This window comes from Leifsonia sp. Leaf336 (assembly GCF_001423695.1).
GTDB lineage: Bacteria > Actinomycetota > Actinomycetes > Actinomycetales > Microbacteriaceae > Leifsonia.
In genome coordinates this window covers 990,428-1,005,599 of sequence record NZ_LMOZ01000002.1, presented here as the reverse complement: position 1 = coordinate 1,005,599, position 15,172 = coordinate 990,428, and the positions used below count along the sequence as shown (strand labels likewise).

Here is a 15,172-nt window from a genome sequence, read left to right as displayed (position 1 = left end):
GCGCTCAGCCCAGTTTGCGCAGCAGACCGCGCGCGAAGCGGTCCTTCGCCTCGGTGTACGGAGGGTAGATCAGCTGCAATGTGTCGGGTGCGAGCGGCTTCGACAGCACGGCCTTCTCGTGACTGAACGTCTCCAGCGAACGGCGCCCGTGGTACGCGCCGGAGCCGCTCTCGCCGACGCCGCCGAACGGGAGGCCGCCGACGGCGAGATGCGCCGCGGGCACGCCGAAGCCGACCGCGCCGGAGCTGGTGTCGGTGAGGAAACGCCTGCGCACCTCCCGTCGCTCGCTGAACAGGTACAGCGCGAGCGGCTTGTCGCCGCTCCGGATGAACGCGATCGCGTCGTCGAGGCCGTCGACCGTCACGATCGGCAGCACCGGGCCGAAGATCTCCTCGCCCATCACCGCGGAGTCGCGCGGCACGTCGATGAGCACGGTCGGCGCGAGGTACCGGGAGGCCGCGTCGGATTCTCCGCCGACCGCGGTGCGCCCCGCGCCCAGCAGGCCGGACAGCCGATCGAACTGCCGCTCGTTGACGATCCTCCCGTAGTCCGGGCTCTGCGCGGGGTCGTCCCCGTAGAGCGCGCGCAACGCGGTGGACAGCTCGTCGGCGAGCCGGCCGGCCACCGTGCGGGAGGCCAGGATGTAGTCGGGAGCGACGCAGGTCTGGCCGGCGTTCATGAACTTGCCCCAGGCGATCCGCCTGGCCGCGGCCGCGAGGTCGACCGAGTCGTCCACGTAGACGGGCGACTTGCCGCCCAGCTCCAGAGTGACCGGAGTGAGGTGCTCGGCCGCCGCGGCGGCGACGATGCGACCGACCCGGCCGTTGCCCGTGAAGAAGATGTGGTCCCAGCGCTCGGCGAGCAGCGCGGTGGTCTCGTCGACGGCGCCTTCCACGACGGCCACCGCCGTCGGGTCGAGGTACTGGGGCACGAGCCGAGCCATGGCTGCGGAGGTCGCCGGCGCCAGCTCGCTCGGCTTGAGGACGACAGCATTGCCCGCGGCCAGCGCACCGACGAGTGGAGCGAGCAGAAGCTGCACGGGGTAGTTCCACGGGGCGATCACGAGCACGACGCCGACCGGCTCCAGCACGACCTGCGCCCTGGCCGGCATGAGCGCGCCGGGGACCGCGACGCGACGCGGTCGCAGCCAGCGCCGCAGGTTGCGCCGCATGTGGTCGATCTCGCCCACGACGAAGCCCAGCTCGGCGATCTGCGACTCCGTCGGGTTCTTGGCGAGGTCCTCCAGGAGGGCGTCCTCGAACTCGGCTGCGCGCTCGGTGAGCATGCGGCGGAGACCGTCGAGCTGTGCCAGCCTCCACCGCAGCGGCTTGGTGCGGCCGGCATCGAAGGCGGCGCGGAGGGCGGCGACGGTCTGCGGGATGCCGGTGGCCTGCTGGGCGGAGGCGTCGCTGCCGGTGGCGACGGGGAGCGTGGACTCGGAGGTCATGCGCCCATCATCACACGGGAGCGTCGCTCAACCGCGCGGGCGGTACTCCAGGTCGAAGATCTCGTGCCCGAGCCGCTCGCCGCGGCGCTCGAACTTGGTCACAGGTCGTTCGTCCGGTCGCGGGATGAACCCGCCGGCACCCGCGACGTTGACCAGGGCGGGCTCGGCGTCGAGGACGTCGATCATGTGCTCGGCGTAGGGCTCCCAGTCGGTCGCGAGCCGAAGCACACCGGTCGGCTTCAACGCGCCGACGAGAAGCCGCACGACGTCGGGCTGCACGAGCCGCCTGCGGTGGTGGCGCGCCTTCGGCCACGGGTCGGGGAAGAAGATCAGGACCTCGTCCACGCTGTCGGCGCCGAGCCCCCGCTCGAACACCTCCACCGCGTCGTGGCGCACGACCCGGATGTTCGTGAGCCCCTGCTCGTGCGCAGCGGCGAGCACACGGCCGACGCCCGCGCCGTGCACCTCGATCCCGACGAAGTCGCGTTCCGGATGGCGCGCGGCGAGGGTGAGGAGGTTCTCTCCGTTGCCGAAGCCGATCTCGACCACGCGCGGCGCCGAACGCCCGAAGATCGTGTCGAGGTCGAGCGGCGAGCCGTCGAAGTCGATGCCGAACGCGCCCCAGTGCTCATCGATGGCCCGCGCCTGGGCTTCCGTCTTCCTGCCTCGGATGACGAAGCTGCGCGGCCGGACGAGAGGGGACGGTTCCATCCCTCCATTCTCGCAGGCCGCGCAGGAGCCTTCGATCAGAGGTGCGAGACGCCCCAGTGGACCGGCAGGAACGCGAGCCCCACGCCGAAGCCGACCACGGCGATCAGCAGGCCGATCAGGATGCCGGCGAGCATGACCGCGTTGAGCACGATCCCCCAGATGGCGAAGGTGCGGCCCTGCGGCTCGCGGCCGAGGGCGAGGATCCCGAGGACGAGACCGGCGATGGGTGCGAGGAAGGTCCAGCTGAAGACGATCGACGCCAGTCCGAGCGCGAAGCTGGTGATGCTGAGCGTGCGGGCCGGTGCGGTCGTGTAGGGGTTGGGACTGGTTGTCGTCATGCATCCAGTCAAGCGATGCCGTCGCCCCGAGCACATCCGGGTAACCCCCGGTTGTGCTCAGGGGTTACCCGGGGAGCCGGCTCAGTGCGGGAGAAGCGTCTCGATCGGACCGCGCGCGAAGTAGACCAGGAAGCCGGCCGCGACGATCCAGAGCAGCGGGCTGATCTCGCGGGCCTTGCCCGACAGCGAGCGGATCAGCACCCACGAGATGAAGCCCACGCCGATGCCGTTCGCGATCGAGTAGGTCAGCGGCATGACGATGATCGTCAGGAAGACGGGCAGGGTGCTGGAGAACTCGTGGAAGTCGATGTGGCGGATCTGCACAACCATCAGCGCGCCGACGATCACCAGCGCCGCTGCGGCGACCTCGCTCGGGACGACGCTCGTCAGCGGCGTGAAGAACATGGCGAGCAGGAACAGCACACCGGTGACGACGCTCGCGAAGCCGGTCTTCGCGCCCTCGCCGATGCCGGAGGCCGACTCGACGAACACGGTGTTGGACGAGGCCGAGGTGCCACCGCCGACCACGGCGCCCACACCCTCCACGATGAGCGCGGACTGCAGCCGCGGGAAGGTTCCGTCTTCATTCGCGAGACCGGCGCTGCGCGCGAGGCCGGTCATCGAGCCCATCGCGTCGAAGAAGTTGGTGAACACGAGCGTGAAGACGAGCATGATTGCCGCGAGTCCGCCGATGCGGGCGAACGATCCGAAGAGGTCGAACTGGCCGACGAGGCTGAGATTCGGCACGGAGACGAACGACGTCGGCAGCTGCGGCACGGAGAGGTTCCACCCCTCCGGGTTCTTCGCCGACGAGCCGAGGTGGAAGATCGCCTCGATGATGATGGCGACGACGGTCGCCGCGACGATGCCGATGAGCAGGGCGCCCTTCACCTTGCGCGCCATCAGCACGCCCATGATCACCAGGGCGATGAGGAACACCAGCGTCGGAAGCGTGGCGATGGATCCGGCCTCCCCCAGCTGAACGGGAGGCGAGGCCGCCTTTGTGCTGCGCACGAACCCGCTGTCGACGAAGCCGATGAAGGCGATGAAGAGACCGATGCCGACGGTGATGGCCGTCTTCAGCTGCGGCGGGACCGCGTTGAAGATGAGGCGACGGAGGCCGGTGGCGGCGAGCAGGACGATGATCAGGCCGTTGATGACGACGAGGCCCATCGCCTCCTGCCAGGTGAGCACCTTGACGACGTTCACCGCGAGGAACGAGTTGATGCCGAGGCCGGCCGCGAACGCGAACGGCAGCCGGGCGACCAGGCCGAAGAGCACGGTCATGACGCCGGCGCTCAGGGCGGTGACGGCGCCGACCTGCTCGAAACCGAGCGAGTGGCCCGTCACGTCGGGCGTCGAGCTCAGGATGATCGGGTTGAGGATGACGATGTAGGCCATCGTCACGAACGTGAGCAGGCCGCCGCGGATCTCCGTCGCCCAAGTGGTGCCGCGGGACGTGATCTCGAAGAACCGGTCCAGACGGCCCTTGGCCGTCGGCGTGGGTGTGGAAGTCGAAGCGGAAATGGTGGTCTCCCGTAGTATCGATGAGGTTTGGCTCGTGGCGCATTCGGAGCGATGTCACAGCGCCGTACCAGCCTAATTCCCCTCCCGACACGATAAGGACACGCATGGCTCTGCCCTGGAAGCTGCACGGAGACGGCAAGAAGGTCGGGGCGCACGAGATCGTGCTGCCCGGCGAGCGGCTGACCTGGCCGCGCACGATCGGGCTCGGCGCCCAGCACGTCGTCGCGATGTTCGGAGCGACCTTCCTCGTGCCGCTGCTCACCGGGTTCCCACCGAGCACGACGCTGCTGTTCTCCGGCGTCGGCACGATGCTCTTCCTGCTGATCACGCGCAACCGGCTCCCCAGCTACCTGGGCTCGTCGTTCGCGTTCATCGTGCCGATCGTGGCGGCGACGAAGGCGCACGGCATGCCGTCGGCCCTGTTCGGCATCGTCGTCACCGGCCTCCTGCTCGCGATCGTCGGTCTGATCGTCGTCGCGACCGGCACCAAGTGGATCGACGGGCTGATGCCTCCGATCGTCGCCGGCGCGATCGTGGCGCTGATCGGCTTCAACCTCGCCCCCGCGGCCAAGAACAACTTCATGCAGGCGCCGGTCACCGCCCTCGTGACGCTGGCGGCCGTGATCCTGTGCACGGTGCTGTTCCGCGGGATGCTCGGGAGGCTGTCGATCTTCCTGGGCGTCGTCGTCGGCTACGTGTTCGCGGTGATCGTCGGCCAGGTGGACTTCAGCAAGGTCGCAGCCGCGCCGTGGATCGGCCTCCCGCACTTCACCCTGCCGGCGAACCCGTTCACCGCCCCCGCCGCGACGTGGGGCATCCTGCCCGCCTTCCTCCCGGTCGTGCTCGTGCTGATCGCCGAGAACGTCGGCCACATCCGCGGCGTCGCCCAGCTGACCGACCCCTCGGTCAACAAGCTCACGGGACGGGCGCTCTTCGCCGACGGTCTCGCGACCACGATCGCCGGCTTCTTCGGAGGCTCGGGAACGACCACGTACGGCGAGAACATCGGCGTGATGGCCGCGACGCGCGTCTACTCCACGGCGGCGTACTGGGTGGCCGGCATCGTCGCGGTGCTGCTCGGCCTGTCCCCCAAGGTCGGCGCGGTGATCAACACGATCCCGGCCGGCGTGCTGGGCGGGGTCACGACGGCGCTGTACGGCCTGATCGGCATCATCGGCGTGAAGATCTGGCTCGACAACAAGGTCGACTTCTCGAAGCCGGTCAACCAGTTCACCGCGGCGACCGCGCTGATCATCGGCATCGGCGACTTCACGCTGAACCTCGGGCAGCTGACGTTCAACGGCATCGCGCTCGGCGCCATCGCCGCGATCGTCGTCTACCACGTGATGAACGGCATCGCGCGAGTCCGCGGCACCGCCTGAGGCGATCCGAGCCGCCGAGCGGCTCAGCTCACTGGTGGAAGTACGGGATGATCAGGTACAGGCCGTAGAGCACGCCGGCGCCGCAGAGCACGAAGCAGGCGTACGCGCCGGCCAGGGCCGCGCGCTTCTGTCCGTCGCTGAGCGGGTTCTTGCGACGCGCTTTCTCGGCCTTCTTCTGCGCCTTCGCGGCCTCCTCCGGCGTGATCACGGTGATCGCGTCGGTGAACTCGGCCGGCTCGACGAACAGAGCGCGGCCGGCGACGGCCAGCAGCCGGGTGCCGAGCGAGTAGAAGCCCACGATGACGCAGGCGCCGATGATGGAGGCCGCGAACACCACGACGAACGACAGGAACGCGCTCATGCGGACTCCCTCCGGCCGCGCTCCTTCTTGAGCGGCTTGACCTTCTTGATCTTCACGACGCGTCCGGAGGCGGCGACGTCGCTCCGGCCCTGCACGGGCGCCACCGCGTTCTCGCTGGACACCTGGTTGCGGCGCGACCGCCAGAAGATGAACGTGACGACAGCGACGCCGACGATCGTGTCGATGGCGATGCCCACCGGGCCGAGCGTCGCGATCAGGGCCGCGACGGCGCCGACGATCCCCGCCGACGGGAGGGTGAGCACCCAGCCGATGGCGATGCGGCCCGCCGTGCCCCAGCGGACCGACGACCCGCGGCGGCCGAGACCGGAGCCGATCACCGAGCCGGAGGCGACCTGGGTGGTGGAGAGGGCGAAGCCGAGGTGGCTGGAGGCCAGGATGGTGGCGGCCGTGCTGGTCTCTGCGGCGAAGCCCTGCGCCGGCTTCACCTCGGTGAGACCGCGGCCGAGCGTGCGGATGATCCGCCAGCCGCCGGAGTAGGTGCCGATCGCGATCGCGAGCGCGCACGAGACCACGACCCAGAAGGGCGGACCGCTGCCGGCCGGGAGCAGGTTCGCGGAGATCAGCAGCAGCGTGATGACGCCCATCGTCTTCTGCGCGTCGTTCGTGCCGTGGGCGAGGGCGACCAAGGACGACGAGAAGATCTGGCCGTAGCGGAAGCCTCCCCGCCCGTCGGGACGGCCGTCGTAGCGCCGCGTGATGGCGTAGGCGAGCTTGGTGGCCGCGTAGGCGACGACACCGGCCGTGAACGGCGCGATCACCGCAGGCAGCACGACCTTCTCGAGGACGACCAGGAAGTTCACCGAGCCGAGCCCCGCCCCGACGATCGCGGCGCCGATGAGGCCGCCGAAGAGGGCGTGGCTGGACGACGAGGGGAGGCCGTAGAGCCAGGTGACCATGTTCCAGACGATGGCGCCCACCAGGCCGGCGAAGATCAGCTGCGGCGAGATGAGGACGCCGCCCGGGCCTTCGTTGATGATGCCGCCGGAGATGGTCTTCGCCACCTCCGTGGAGAGGAACGCACCGACCAGGTTCAGCACCGCGGCCAGCGCGACGGCGACCTTCGGGCGCATGGCCCCGGTCGCGATCGGGGTCGCCATCGCGTTCGCCGTGTCGTGGAACCCGTTGGTGAAATCGAAGAAGAGGGCCAGCGCGATGACCAGCACGATGATGAGGGTGAGATCCACCGGTTTCTTTCGCGTGTGGAGACGGACGGCCGGCAAGAGTTCACCGGAGGTTCATGCGGAGTGCCTGGTGCCGTGAAGCGACCGTGTAGATGCTCGCACGCGCGTCTCGCGTGCGTCAAACCGTCACAGTCGGTCCACACCCGTTACCCGGATGACGGCGGCGCCCGCCCGCGCGGAATCGGCCAGCAGCACCTCCGCGGCGATCCCCCAGTCGTGGTCCCCCGCCGGATCGGCGATGATCTGGCGCACCCGCCAGAGGCCCTCCGACTCGGCCGGGCCCTCGTCGACGACGATCATCGCGGCCGAGCGGGCCGACGCGTCGGTGAGGATCTCGTCGTGCTCGGCGTAATAGGCCTCCAGGGCCTCGTCCCACTGCAGTTCGGTGAACGACGCCGCCGTCGCGTCGGCGAGCGCCGCCGCCTCGTTCTCGAGCACGCCGAGCTCCTGCACGCGGTCGAGGGCCGCGAGCTGTACCCGGCGGAACAGCTCGTTGCGCACCAGCACGAAGAACGCCCGGCGGTTGGCCGTGACCGTGCGGGGCGCGGGAGGCGCGAGCTCGCCCGTCTCGGCGGCGTGCTTCGCGGCGTCGGGGTGCACGAGCTCCTCCCACTCGTCGAGGAGGCTGGAGTCGACCTGCCGCACCAGCTCGCCGATCCACTCGACGATGTCGCGCAGCTCCTCAGTGCGGAGGTCGAGCGGAACGGTCTGGTTCAGGGCGCGGTAGGCGTCGGAGAGGTAGCGCAGCACGACGCCCTCCGACCGCGCGAGCTTGTAGAACGCGATGAACTCGCCGAACGTCATGGCCCGCTCGTAGAGGTCGCGGACGACCGCCTTGGGGCTCAGCTCGAAGTCGGCGACCCAGGGCTGGCTGGAGGCGTAGGTGGCGAACGCCTCGTTGAGCAGCTCCTCGTGCGGCTTGGGGTGCGTGACCGATTCGAGCGCCTCCATGCGCTCGTCGTACTCGATGCCCTCGGCCTTCATGGCCGCTACAGCCTCGCCGCGTGCCTGGAACTGCTGCGCGGACAGGACCGGCCTCGGGTCGTCGAGGGTGGCCTCCACCACCGAGACGATGTCGAGCGCGTAGGTGGGCGACTCGACGTCGAACAGCTCGAAGGCGGCGAGCGCGAACGGCGAGAGCGGCTGGTTGAGGGCGAAGTTGGGCTGGAGGTCGACCGTGAGCCGGATCTCGCCGTCGACGACCTCCACGACTCCGGCGGTCACGAGCGAGCGGTAGAGGCCGAGGGCGCGACGTGCGAGGGCGAGCTGGCGCTTCCACGGCTCGTGGTTGTCGAACACCAGGTCGCGGACGTGCCCGAACACGTCGCCGCCGCGGCCGATCACGTTGATCAGCATCGCGCTGGTGATCTGCATCGACGACGTCAGGGTCTCGGGCTCGGCCTCCACGAGCTTGCGGAAGGACGGCTCGCCCCAGGAGACGAACCCCTCCGGCGCCTTCTTGCGCACGATCTTGCGGCGCTTCTTGGGGTCGTCGCCGGCCTTCTCGAGCGCTTTGGCGTTCTCGCTCTCGTGCTCGGGCGCCTGCACGACGACGGTCCCCGCCGTGTCGTAGCCCGCACGGCCTGCCCGGCCGGCGATCTGGTGGAACTCGCGGGCGTTGAGCTGCCGCATCCGGGTGCCGTCGAACTTGGTGAGGGCCGTCAGCAGCACCGTGCGGATCGGCACGTTGATACCGACACCGAGGGTGTCGGTGCCGCAGATCACGCGCAGCATCCCGCGCTGGGCCAGCTGCTCGACGAGCCGGCGGTACTTGGGCAGCATCCCCGCGTGGTGCACGCCGATGCCCTGGCGCAGCAGTCGCGAGAGCGTGCGGCCGAACGAGGTCGTGAACCGGAACCCGCCGATCGCGTCGGCGATCGCGTCGCGCTGCTCCCGGGTGGCGATCTTGGCGCTGGAGAGCGACTGGGCGCGCTCGAGGGCGGCGAGCTGCGAGAAGTGCACGATGTAGATCGGCGCCTGCCCGGTGTGCAGGAGGTCCTCCACCGTGTCGTGGACGGGCGTCAGCTCGTAGTAGTAGTGCAGCGGCACCGGGCGCTCGACGCCGGTGACGGTCGCGGTCTCGCGGCCGGTGCGGCGGCTCAGGTCGGCGGCCAGCGCCGTCACGTCGCCGAGCGTGGCCGACATGAGCACGAACTGCGCGCGCGACAGCAGCAGCAGCGGCACCTGCCAGGCCCAGCCGCGGTCCGGGTCGGAGTAGAAGTGGAACTCGTCCATGACGACCTGGCCGACGGGCGTGTCCTCCCCCTGCCGCAGGGCGAGGTTGGCGAGGATCTCCGCGGTGCAGCAGATGATCGCCGCGTCGGCGTTGACCGAGGAGTCCCCGGTCATCATCCCGACGTTCTCCGCGCCGAAGACATCGACGAGGGCGAAGAACTTCTCGGAGACGAGCGCCTTGATCGGCGCCGTGTAAAAGCTGCGGTCACCGCGGGCCAGCGCGGCGAAGTGCGCGCCGACGGCGACCAACGATTTGCCCGTGCCGGTGGGCGTGGAGAGGATCAGGTTGGAGCCTCCCGCGATCTCGATGAGCGACTCGTCCTGAGCGGGGTAGAGGGTGATCCCCGTGCCCTCGGCCCAGGCCACGAACGCCTCGTAGACGGCGTCCTCCCCGACGGAGCCGGGGCCGGTCCAGCCGGGGAGGTCGTCGACGCGCAGGGAGGCCATAGTGCCCAAGCCTGTCACAGCCTCCAGGAACGCTCGGCGTATCCACCGGATCGCATGCGTATCCTTCCCCCATGAGAGCGTTCTGGCGGGCCGCTGCGGCGGGAGCCGCGAGCGTGGCCGCCGGCGTCGGAGCGGCGGAGATCGTCAGTGCCGTCGGTGTGCAGGACGGCAGCCCGATCCTGGTCGTCGGCTCGCTGCTGATCGACCTCACGCCCGCGTGGCTCAAGAACGCCGTCATCGGGGTGTTCGGCACGGGCGACAAGGCGTTCCTCATCGTCTCGCTGACGGTCGCCCTGGTGGTGGGCGGCGGCCTGGCCGGCTGGGTCGAACTGCGCCGGCCTCCCCTCGGCCGCGTGCTGATCGGCGTGGGCGGGGTCCTCGGCGCATTCGCCGCGATCACCCGCGCCGGAGGCAGCATCGTCGACGTGCTGCCGTCGGCGCTGGCCGCCCTGGTCGGCATCCTCTTCCTCGGCTGGCTGATCGGCCTCCTGCGCGGCACGGAGCCGACCCGGATCGCACCGGACGGCGCCGTCACCCGGCGCCGGTTCGTCGCGGCGACCACCGGCACCGCCCTCGGCGGCATCCTCGCGGCGATCGTCGGCCAGGTGATCGCGGGCGGGTACCGCGCTGCCGCCGCGGCGCGCGCCGCCTTCCATCTTCCGAAGGCCGCCGTCGCGGCGCCCGCGGTGCCGGCCGGCGCCTCGTTCGACGTCGCGGGGCTGTCGCCGCTCATCACCCCGAACGCCGACTTCTACCGCATCGACACCGCGCTGCAGATCCCCGGCATCCAGCCGCAGGACTGGAAGCTGAGGATCACAGGGATGGTGGAGGAGGAGGTGGAGCTGACCTTCGCCGAGCTGCTCGCCCTGCCGCTGGAGGAGTCGATCACGACCCTCACCTGCGTCTCCAACGAGGTCGGCGGCGACTTGATCAGCAACGCGCTCTGGCTCGGCTATCCGATCCGGCATCTGCTCGCGCGGGCCAAGCCGTCGGCCGACGCCGACATGGTGCTCTCGCGCAGTCAGGACGGCTGGACGGCCGGCACGCCGCTGGAGGCGCTGACCGACGAGCGCAACGCGATCCTGGCCGTCGGGATGAACGGCCAGCCGCTCCCGCTCGAGCACGGCTATCCGGTGCGGATGGTCGTGCCCGGCCTGTACGGGTACGTCTCGGCGACCAAGTGGGTGGTCGAGCTGGAGGTGACCCGGTACGACAAGGCCACGTCGTACTGGACCGACCGCGGCTGGTCGGAGCGCGGGCCCGTCAAGCTGGAGTCGCGCATCGACGTGCCCGGCGACGGCCGGCAGGTGAAGGCGGGCACGGTCGCCGTGGCCGGTGTCGCCTGGTCGCAGCATGTGGGCGTCAGCGCCGTGCAGGTGCAGATCGACGGAGGCGCCTGGCAGCCGGCGACGCTCGCGGACGCGATCTCGGTCGACACCTGGCGGCAGTGGAAGTACGCGTGGCACGCGACGCCCGGCTCGCACACCATCAAGGTCAGGGCCACCGACGCGCACGGAACCGTGCAGACCTCCAAGGTGCAGGACGTCGTGCCCGACGGCGCGACCGGCCTGCACACGATCAGCGTGACCGTCACCTAGCGGTCGGTGCTTGACTAGATCCATGGCCTCCCCCGATCGTCCGCCCGCCCTGGTGGCGCCCGGCCCCGCGCTCCCGTCGGAGCTCCGTGCACGCTATGCCCGCACCGAGCAGCTCCCCGGCTTCGGCGAGACCGCGCAGCGCCGCCTACGCGCCGCCCGGGTGCTCGTCGTGGGAGCCGGCGGCCTCGGCTCGGCAGTGCTCCCGCTGCTGGCGGGCGCCGGCTTCGGCACGATCGGGATCGTCGACGACGACAGCGTGGAGGCGAGCAACCTCCCCCGGCAGACGATCCACGGGGAGCGCGACCTCGGCCGGCCGAAGACGGCGTCGGCGGCCGACGCGATCCGGGCGATCGACTCCGGGATCGCCGTGCGGGTGTTCCCCGAGCGGCTCACGTCGGCGAACGCCGAACGCATCCTGAGCGGGTTCGACCTCGTCCTCGACGGCAGCGACAACTTCCCCACGCGCTATCTGGTGGACGACGCGGCCCTGCTCTCCGGTCTGCCCGTGGTGTGGGGCGCGGTGCACCGGTTCGGCGGGCAGGCGGGCCTCAGCTGGGCCGGGCGCGGACCGCACTACCGCGACCTCTTCCCGCAGCCTCCCGAGCCCGGCACGGTGCCGAGCTGCGCGGAGGCCGGCGTGCTCCCGAGCGTCTGCGGGGTGATCGGGTCGCTGATGGCGAGCGAGGCGATCAAGGTCGTGACCGGGGAGGGCGACCTCCTGCTCGGCCGGGTGATCGTGCACGACGCGCTGCGCGGGACGTTCCGCGAGCTGGAGTACGCCGCCGACCCCGAAGCGGAGCCGGTCACCGAGTTGATCGACTACGACCTGTTCTGTGGGATCGCCGCCGAGCCCGAGGTCACGACTTCGGCGACCTTCGGCTCGGCCACCTTGAGCTCGGCGACCTCCATCTCGGCAGCCGAGCTGGCCACCCGCCTGGCCGCCGGGCAGCCGCACACCCTGCTCGACGTGCGCGAGCCGTGGGAGGCCGACATCGCCGAGCTTCCCGGCTCGCTGCTGGTGCCGCTCGACGTCGTCATCCGCGACGCCGCGGGGGTCGCGGAGCGGTTGAGCGACGACCCCCTCGTCATCGTCTGCCACCACGGCGTGCGCGCCGAGACCGCCCGCCGCGCGCTCGACGCCGTCGGGGTGCCCGGCGTCGTCCTCGCCGGAGGGCTGGACGCCTGGTCGCGCGAGATCGACCCCGCCCTCCCGCGCTACTGACCATCGCGGGATACTGAACCCATGACCCCACCGCGCAGCGTCGAGGAGCATGTCGAACACGTCACCCGCCTCCTGGCGCCGCTGACCGCGGAACCCGACGTGGAGGCGGTGCCGCTGGCCGAGGCAGCCGGCCGGGTCGCGGCGTCGGACGTCCACTCGGAGGTCGACCTGCCGCTGTTCCGTAACTCGCAGATGGACGGCTTCGCCGTTCGCGCGGCCGACGTCGCCCACGTCCCTGTCGCGCTGGAGGTCACCGGCGACGTGCCCGCCGGGCACGAGGTGCCGCTCGTCCTGGCCGCCGGCACGGCCATCCGGATCATGACAGGAGCCCCCGTCCCGAGCGGCGCCGACGCGATCGTGCCCGTGGAGGACACCGAGCTGGTGCTGGGCAGGGACGACGACCTCGAGGGCGCCGTCGTCGAGATCCGCCGGCCGCGGAAGCGCGGAGAGTACGTGCGCGAACGCGGCAGCGACCTGCGCCGCGGCGAAGTGCTCGTACGGGCTGGCACGCGCCTCGCGCCGCGGCATCTGGCCGCGCTGGCCGCAGCGGGCGTCACGGCCGTCACTGTGCGGGCGCGGCTGCGCGTCGCCGTCCTTACCACCGGCTCCGAGCTCGCCGCTCCGGGCGACAGCGTGCGCTTCGGTCAGGTCTTCGACGCGAACGGCGTCGCGCTCGCGGCTCTCGTCGAGGAGGCCGGCGCGGTGGTCTCGCTGCGGGCGAGCAGCGACGACGACCCGGAGGCGTTCGCACGGGTCTTCGACGCCGCGGTCGCGGCCAGCGACCTCGTGGTGACCTCCGGAGGCATCTCGAAGGGCGCCTACGAGGTCGTCCGCGAGGTGCTCCTCCCCCGCGGCGCCGAGGTCACGACGGTCGCGATGCAACCGGGCGGCCCCCAGGCGACGGCGGTCGTCGACGGCATTCCGGTGCTGTGCTTCCCCGGCAATCCGGTCAGCACCCAGGTGTCGTTCGCCGTCTTCCTGCGCGCACCGCTGCGGGAGGCCGCGGGCCTGCCCGAGCTGCCGCTGCGCCGGGCGCCGTTGACGGAGGCCGTACGCTCCGTGCCCGGCAAGCGCCAGTTCCTGCGTGGGCGTGTCGGCGCCGACGGCGTCTCCCCGGTGTCGGGCCCGAGCTCGCACCTGGTCGCCGCGATGGCGAACGCCGACGTGCTGATCGACCTGCCCGCCGACGCGGAGGCCGTGGCGGCCGGCGCGGACGTGACAGTCTGGACCCTATGAGCGAGCTCACCCACCTGGACGCCGACGGCCGCGCTCGCATGGTCGACGTCGGCGCGAAACCCGAGACCGATCGGGAGGCCGTCGCCCGCGGCCGCTTCGTGACCACGCCAGAGGTGGTGCGGCTCGTCGCGGCCGACGGCCTGCCCAAGGCCGACGTGCTCTCGACCGCGCGGATCGCCGGAATCACCGGCGCCAAGCGCACGAGCGACCTCATCCCGCTCTGCCACCCGCTTCCGCTCACCTCGGTGCGGGTCGACTTCGCCCTCGACGAGGCGGCGGGCACGATCGCGGTGGAGGCCGTAGCCCGCACCCACGGCCGCACCGGCGTCGAGATGGAGGCGCTGACCGCCGTCGCCGTCGCGGGCCTGACCCTGCACGACATGGTGAAGGCCGTCGACCCTGCGGCCAGCATGACCGACGTGCGGCTGGTCGCCAAGAGCGGCGGCAAGCGCGGCGACTGGCGACGGCCGGGCGAGGCTGCGGAGGTCTCGGCTGCAGAGCCCGCTGCGCCGGCCGTGCCGGCAGCGCCGCGACCCGACGCCGCCGTCGTGCTCGTGGCCTCCACTCGCGCGGCGGCCGGAGAGGCGGTCGACACGACCGGCCCGGTTATCGCGGACTGGCTCGCCGGCCAGGGCCTCCAGCCCGAGGTGCGGGTCGTCGCCGACGCCGACATCGCCCCCGCCCTGCGCGCCGCGGTCGCCGAGCGGCCGGGTGTCGTGCTCACGACCGGCGGCACCGGGGTGTCCCCCGACGACCGCACGCCGGAGGCCACCGCCGCGGTGCTCGACCGCGACCTCCCCGGGCTGGCCGACGCCTTGCGTACGCGCGGCGCGGCCTCCACCCCGCTCGCCGCGCTGAGCCGGGGCCGCGCCGGCGTCGCCGGCACGACCCTGGTCGTGAACCTTCCCGGTTCGCGCGGCGGCGTGGCCGATGGACTGGCCGTGCTCGAGCCCGTGCTCGCACACCTCCTCGACCAGCTGCACGGCGGCGACCACGACGGGGCGGTGCGATGAGCGACGTGTTCGCGGACGTCTCGGACCGCCCCCTCGACCCGACCACGCTGGACGAGTTCGTGTGGCGTCGAGACGCCGGCGCCGTGGTCTCGTTCCAGGGCATCGTGCGCGATCACGACGGCGGCCGGTCCGTCGTCTCCCTCGACTATCGCGCCCATCCGGAGGCGAACGACTTCCTGAGCGCCTGCTGCGAGGAGGTCGCCGCGCGCACCGGCCTCCGTGTCGCCGCCGTGCACCGGGTCGGCTCGCTCACCATCGGCGACCTGGCCCTCATCGCGTCCGTCGCCGCTCCCCACCGTGCCGAGGCCTTCGCCGCCTGCGCCGAGCTCGTGGAATTGATCAAGTCACGCGTGCCGATCTGGAAGAGGCAGCACTTCTCCGACGGCGAGTCGGAGTGGGTCGGGCTCTGAACGATCGACTCGATCTGCCGCGTCTGCGGGTCTAGAGTTCTGT

At 71.2% G+C, this 15,172-nt stretch carries 13 protein-coding genes; 6 read left to right on the top strand and 7 right to left on the bottom strand.

What is annotated here, in order from left to right:
* Nucleotides 1–4: 4 nt before the first annotated feature.
* From ASF88_RS13640 to ASF88_RS13625, 4 genes are all read right to left on the bottom strand, one after another.
* Complete coding sequence (locus ASF88_RS13640) at nt 5–1,447, bottom strand: aldehyde dehydrogenase family protein (RefSeq protein WP_082518962.1); 1,443 nt, start codon at nt 1,445–1,447, stop codon at nt 5–7.
* Between the two features lie 27 nt (nt 1,448–1,474).
* Nucleotides 1,475–2,158, bottom strand: coding sequence for a tRNA (guanosine(46)-N7)-methyltransferase TrmB (gene trmB, locus ASF88_RS13635; RefSeq protein ID WP_055919365.1), 684 nt, complete (start codon nt 2,156–2,158; stop codon nt 1,475–1,477).
* 35 nt (nt 2,159–2,193) lie between these two features.
* Nucleotides 2,194–2,496 (bottom strand): hypothetical protein, encoded by a 303-nt coding sequence (locus ASF88_RS13630; RefSeq protein WP_055919362.1) that lies wholly within the window; start codon nt 2,494–2,496, stop codon nt 2,194–2,196.
* A gap of 81 nt (nt 2,497–2,577) precedes the next feature.
* The gene (locus ASF88_RS13625; RefSeq protein ID WP_442915033.1) at nt 2,578–3,978 is read right to left on the bottom strand and encodes an NCS2 family permease; all 1,401 of its coding nucleotides are present in this window, start codon (nt 3,976–3,978) and stop codon (nt 2,578–2,580) included.
* Nucleotides 3,979–4,127: 149 nt separating this feature from the next.
* Between ASF88_RS13625 and ASF88_RS13620 the strand changes: the two genes are divergently transcribed.
* Complete coding sequence (locus ASF88_RS13620) at nt 4,128–5,405, top strand: uracil-xanthine permease family protein (RefSeq protein ID WP_055919357.1); 1,278 nt, start codon at nt 4,128–4,130, stop codon at nt 5,403–5,405.
* Nucleotides 5,406–5,433: 28 nt separating this feature from the next.
* On the opposite strand, the gene ASF88_RS13615 is transcribed toward ASF88_RS13620, so the two are convergent.
* The 3 genes from ASF88_RS13615 to ASF88_RS13605 form a co-directional block, all read right to left on the bottom strand.
* The gene (locus tag ASF88_RS13615; RefSeq protein WP_055919354.1) at nt 5,434–5,766 is read right to left on the bottom strand and encodes a hypothetical protein; all 333 of its coding nucleotides are present in this window, start codon (nt 5,764–5,766) and stop codon (nt 5,434–5,436) included.
* A complete protein-coding gene (locus ASF88_RS13610; RefSeq protein WP_055919351.1) occupies nt 5,763–6,971 on the bottom strand; it encodes an inorganic phosphate transporter in 1,209 nt (402 codons plus the stop codon). Before ASF88_RS13610 ends, ASF88_RS13615 begins: the two co-directional genes overlap by 4 nt.
* Before the next feature lie 123 nt (nt 6,972–7,094).
* Nucleotides 7,095–9,650: a DEAD/DEAH box helicase gene (locus tag ASF88_RS13605; RefSeq protein WP_055919349.1), complete on the bottom strand. Its 2,556-nt coding sequence runs from the start codon at nt 9,648–9,650 to the stop codon at nt 7,095–7,097.
* A gap of 71 nt (nt 9,651–9,721) precedes the next feature.
* Here ASF88_RS13605 and ASF88_RS13600 point away from each other — a divergent pair, with 71 nt between their 5' ends.
* Genes ASF88_RS13600 through ASF88_RS13580 form a run of 5 tightly spaced genes read left to right on the top strand, consistent with a single transcriptional unit; the run spans nt 9,722 to nt 15,129 of the window.
* Complete coding sequence (locus ASF88_RS13600) at nt 9,722–11,248, top strand: molybdopterin-dependent oxidoreductase (protein WP_055919347.1); 1,527 nt, start codon at nt 9,722–9,724, stop codon at nt 11,246–11,248.
* A gap of 22 nt (nt 11,249–11,270) precedes the next feature.
* The gene (locus ASF88_RS13595) at nt 11,271–12,470 is read left to right on the top strand and encodes a ThiF family adenylyltransferase (protein WP_055919344.1); all 1,200 of its coding nucleotides are present in this window, start codon (nt 11,271–11,273) and stop codon (nt 12,468–12,470) included.
* A gap of 21 nt (nt 12,471–12,491) precedes the next feature.
* On the top strand, nt 12,492–13,706 hold the full coding sequence (locus ASF88_RS13590; RefSeq protein WP_055919340.1) for a molybdopterin molybdotransferase MoeA: 1,215 nt from the start codon (nt 12,492–12,494) through the stop codon (nt 13,704–13,706).
* Entirely contained in the window at nt 13,703–14,719 is a 1,017-nt protein-coding gene (moaCB, locus tag ASF88_RS13585) for a bifunctional molybdenum cofactor biosynthesis protein MoaC/MoaB (RefSeq protein WP_055919337.1), read from the top strand. The genes ASF88_RS13590 and moaCB overlap by 4 nt, the downstream gene beginning before the upstream one ends.
* Nucleotides 14,716–15,129 carry a molybdenum cofactor biosynthesis protein MoaE gene (locus ASF88_RS13580; protein WP_055919334.1) on the top strand — a complete coding sequence of 138 codons (414 nt, stop codon included), beginning with the start codon at nt 14,716–14,718 and terminating at the stop codon, nt 15,127–15,129. Before moaCB ends, ASF88_RS13580 begins: the two co-directional genes overlap by 4 nt.
* The last annotated feature ends 43 nt before the right edge of the window (nt 15,130–15,172 follow it).

Coding starts and splice junctions, on each gene's coding strand:
- ASF88_RS13615 (WP_055919354.1), bottom strand. CDS start 5,766: ATGAGCGCGTTCCTGTCGTTCGTCGTGGTGTTCGCGGCCTCCATCATC.
- ASF88_RS13620 (WP_055919357.1), top strand. CDS start 4,128: ATGGCTCTGCCCTGGAAGCTGCACGGAGACGGCAAGAAGGTCGGGGCG.
- moaCB (WP_055919337.1), top strand. CDS start 13,703: ATGAGCGAGCTCACCCACCTGGACGCCGACGGCCGCGCTCGCATGGTC.
- ASF88_RS13630 (WP_055919362.1), bottom strand. CDS start 2,496: ATGACGACAACCAGTCCCAACCCCTACACGACCGCACCGGCCCGCACG.
- ASF88_RS13595 (WP_055919344.1), top strand. CDS start 11,271: ATGGCCTCCCCCGATCGTCCGCCCGCCCTGGTGGCGCCCGGCCCCGCG.
- ASF88_RS13580 (WP_055919334.1), top strand. CDS start 14,716: ATGAGCGACGTGTTCGCGGACGTCTCGGACCGCCCCCTCGACCCGACC.
- ASF88_RS13605 (WP_055919349.1), bottom strand. CDS start 9,650: ATGGCCTCCCTGCGCGTCGACGACCTCCCCGGCTGGACCGGCCCCGGC.
- ASF88_RS13590 (WP_055919340.1), top strand. CDS start 12,492: ATGACCCCACCGCGCAGCGTCGAGGAGCATGTCGAACACGTCACCCGC.
- ASF88_RS13600 (WP_055919347.1), top strand. CDS start 9,722: ATGAGAGCGTTCTGGCGGGCCGCTGCGGCGGGAGCCGCGAGCGTGGCC.
- ASF88_RS13640 (WP_082518962.1), bottom strand. CDS start 1,447: ATGACCTCCGAGTCCACGCTCCCCGTCGCCACCGGCAGCGACGCCTCC.
- trmB (WP_055919365.1), bottom strand. CDS start 2,158: ATGGAACCGTCCCCTCTCGTCCGGCCGCGCAGCTTCGTCATCCGAGGC.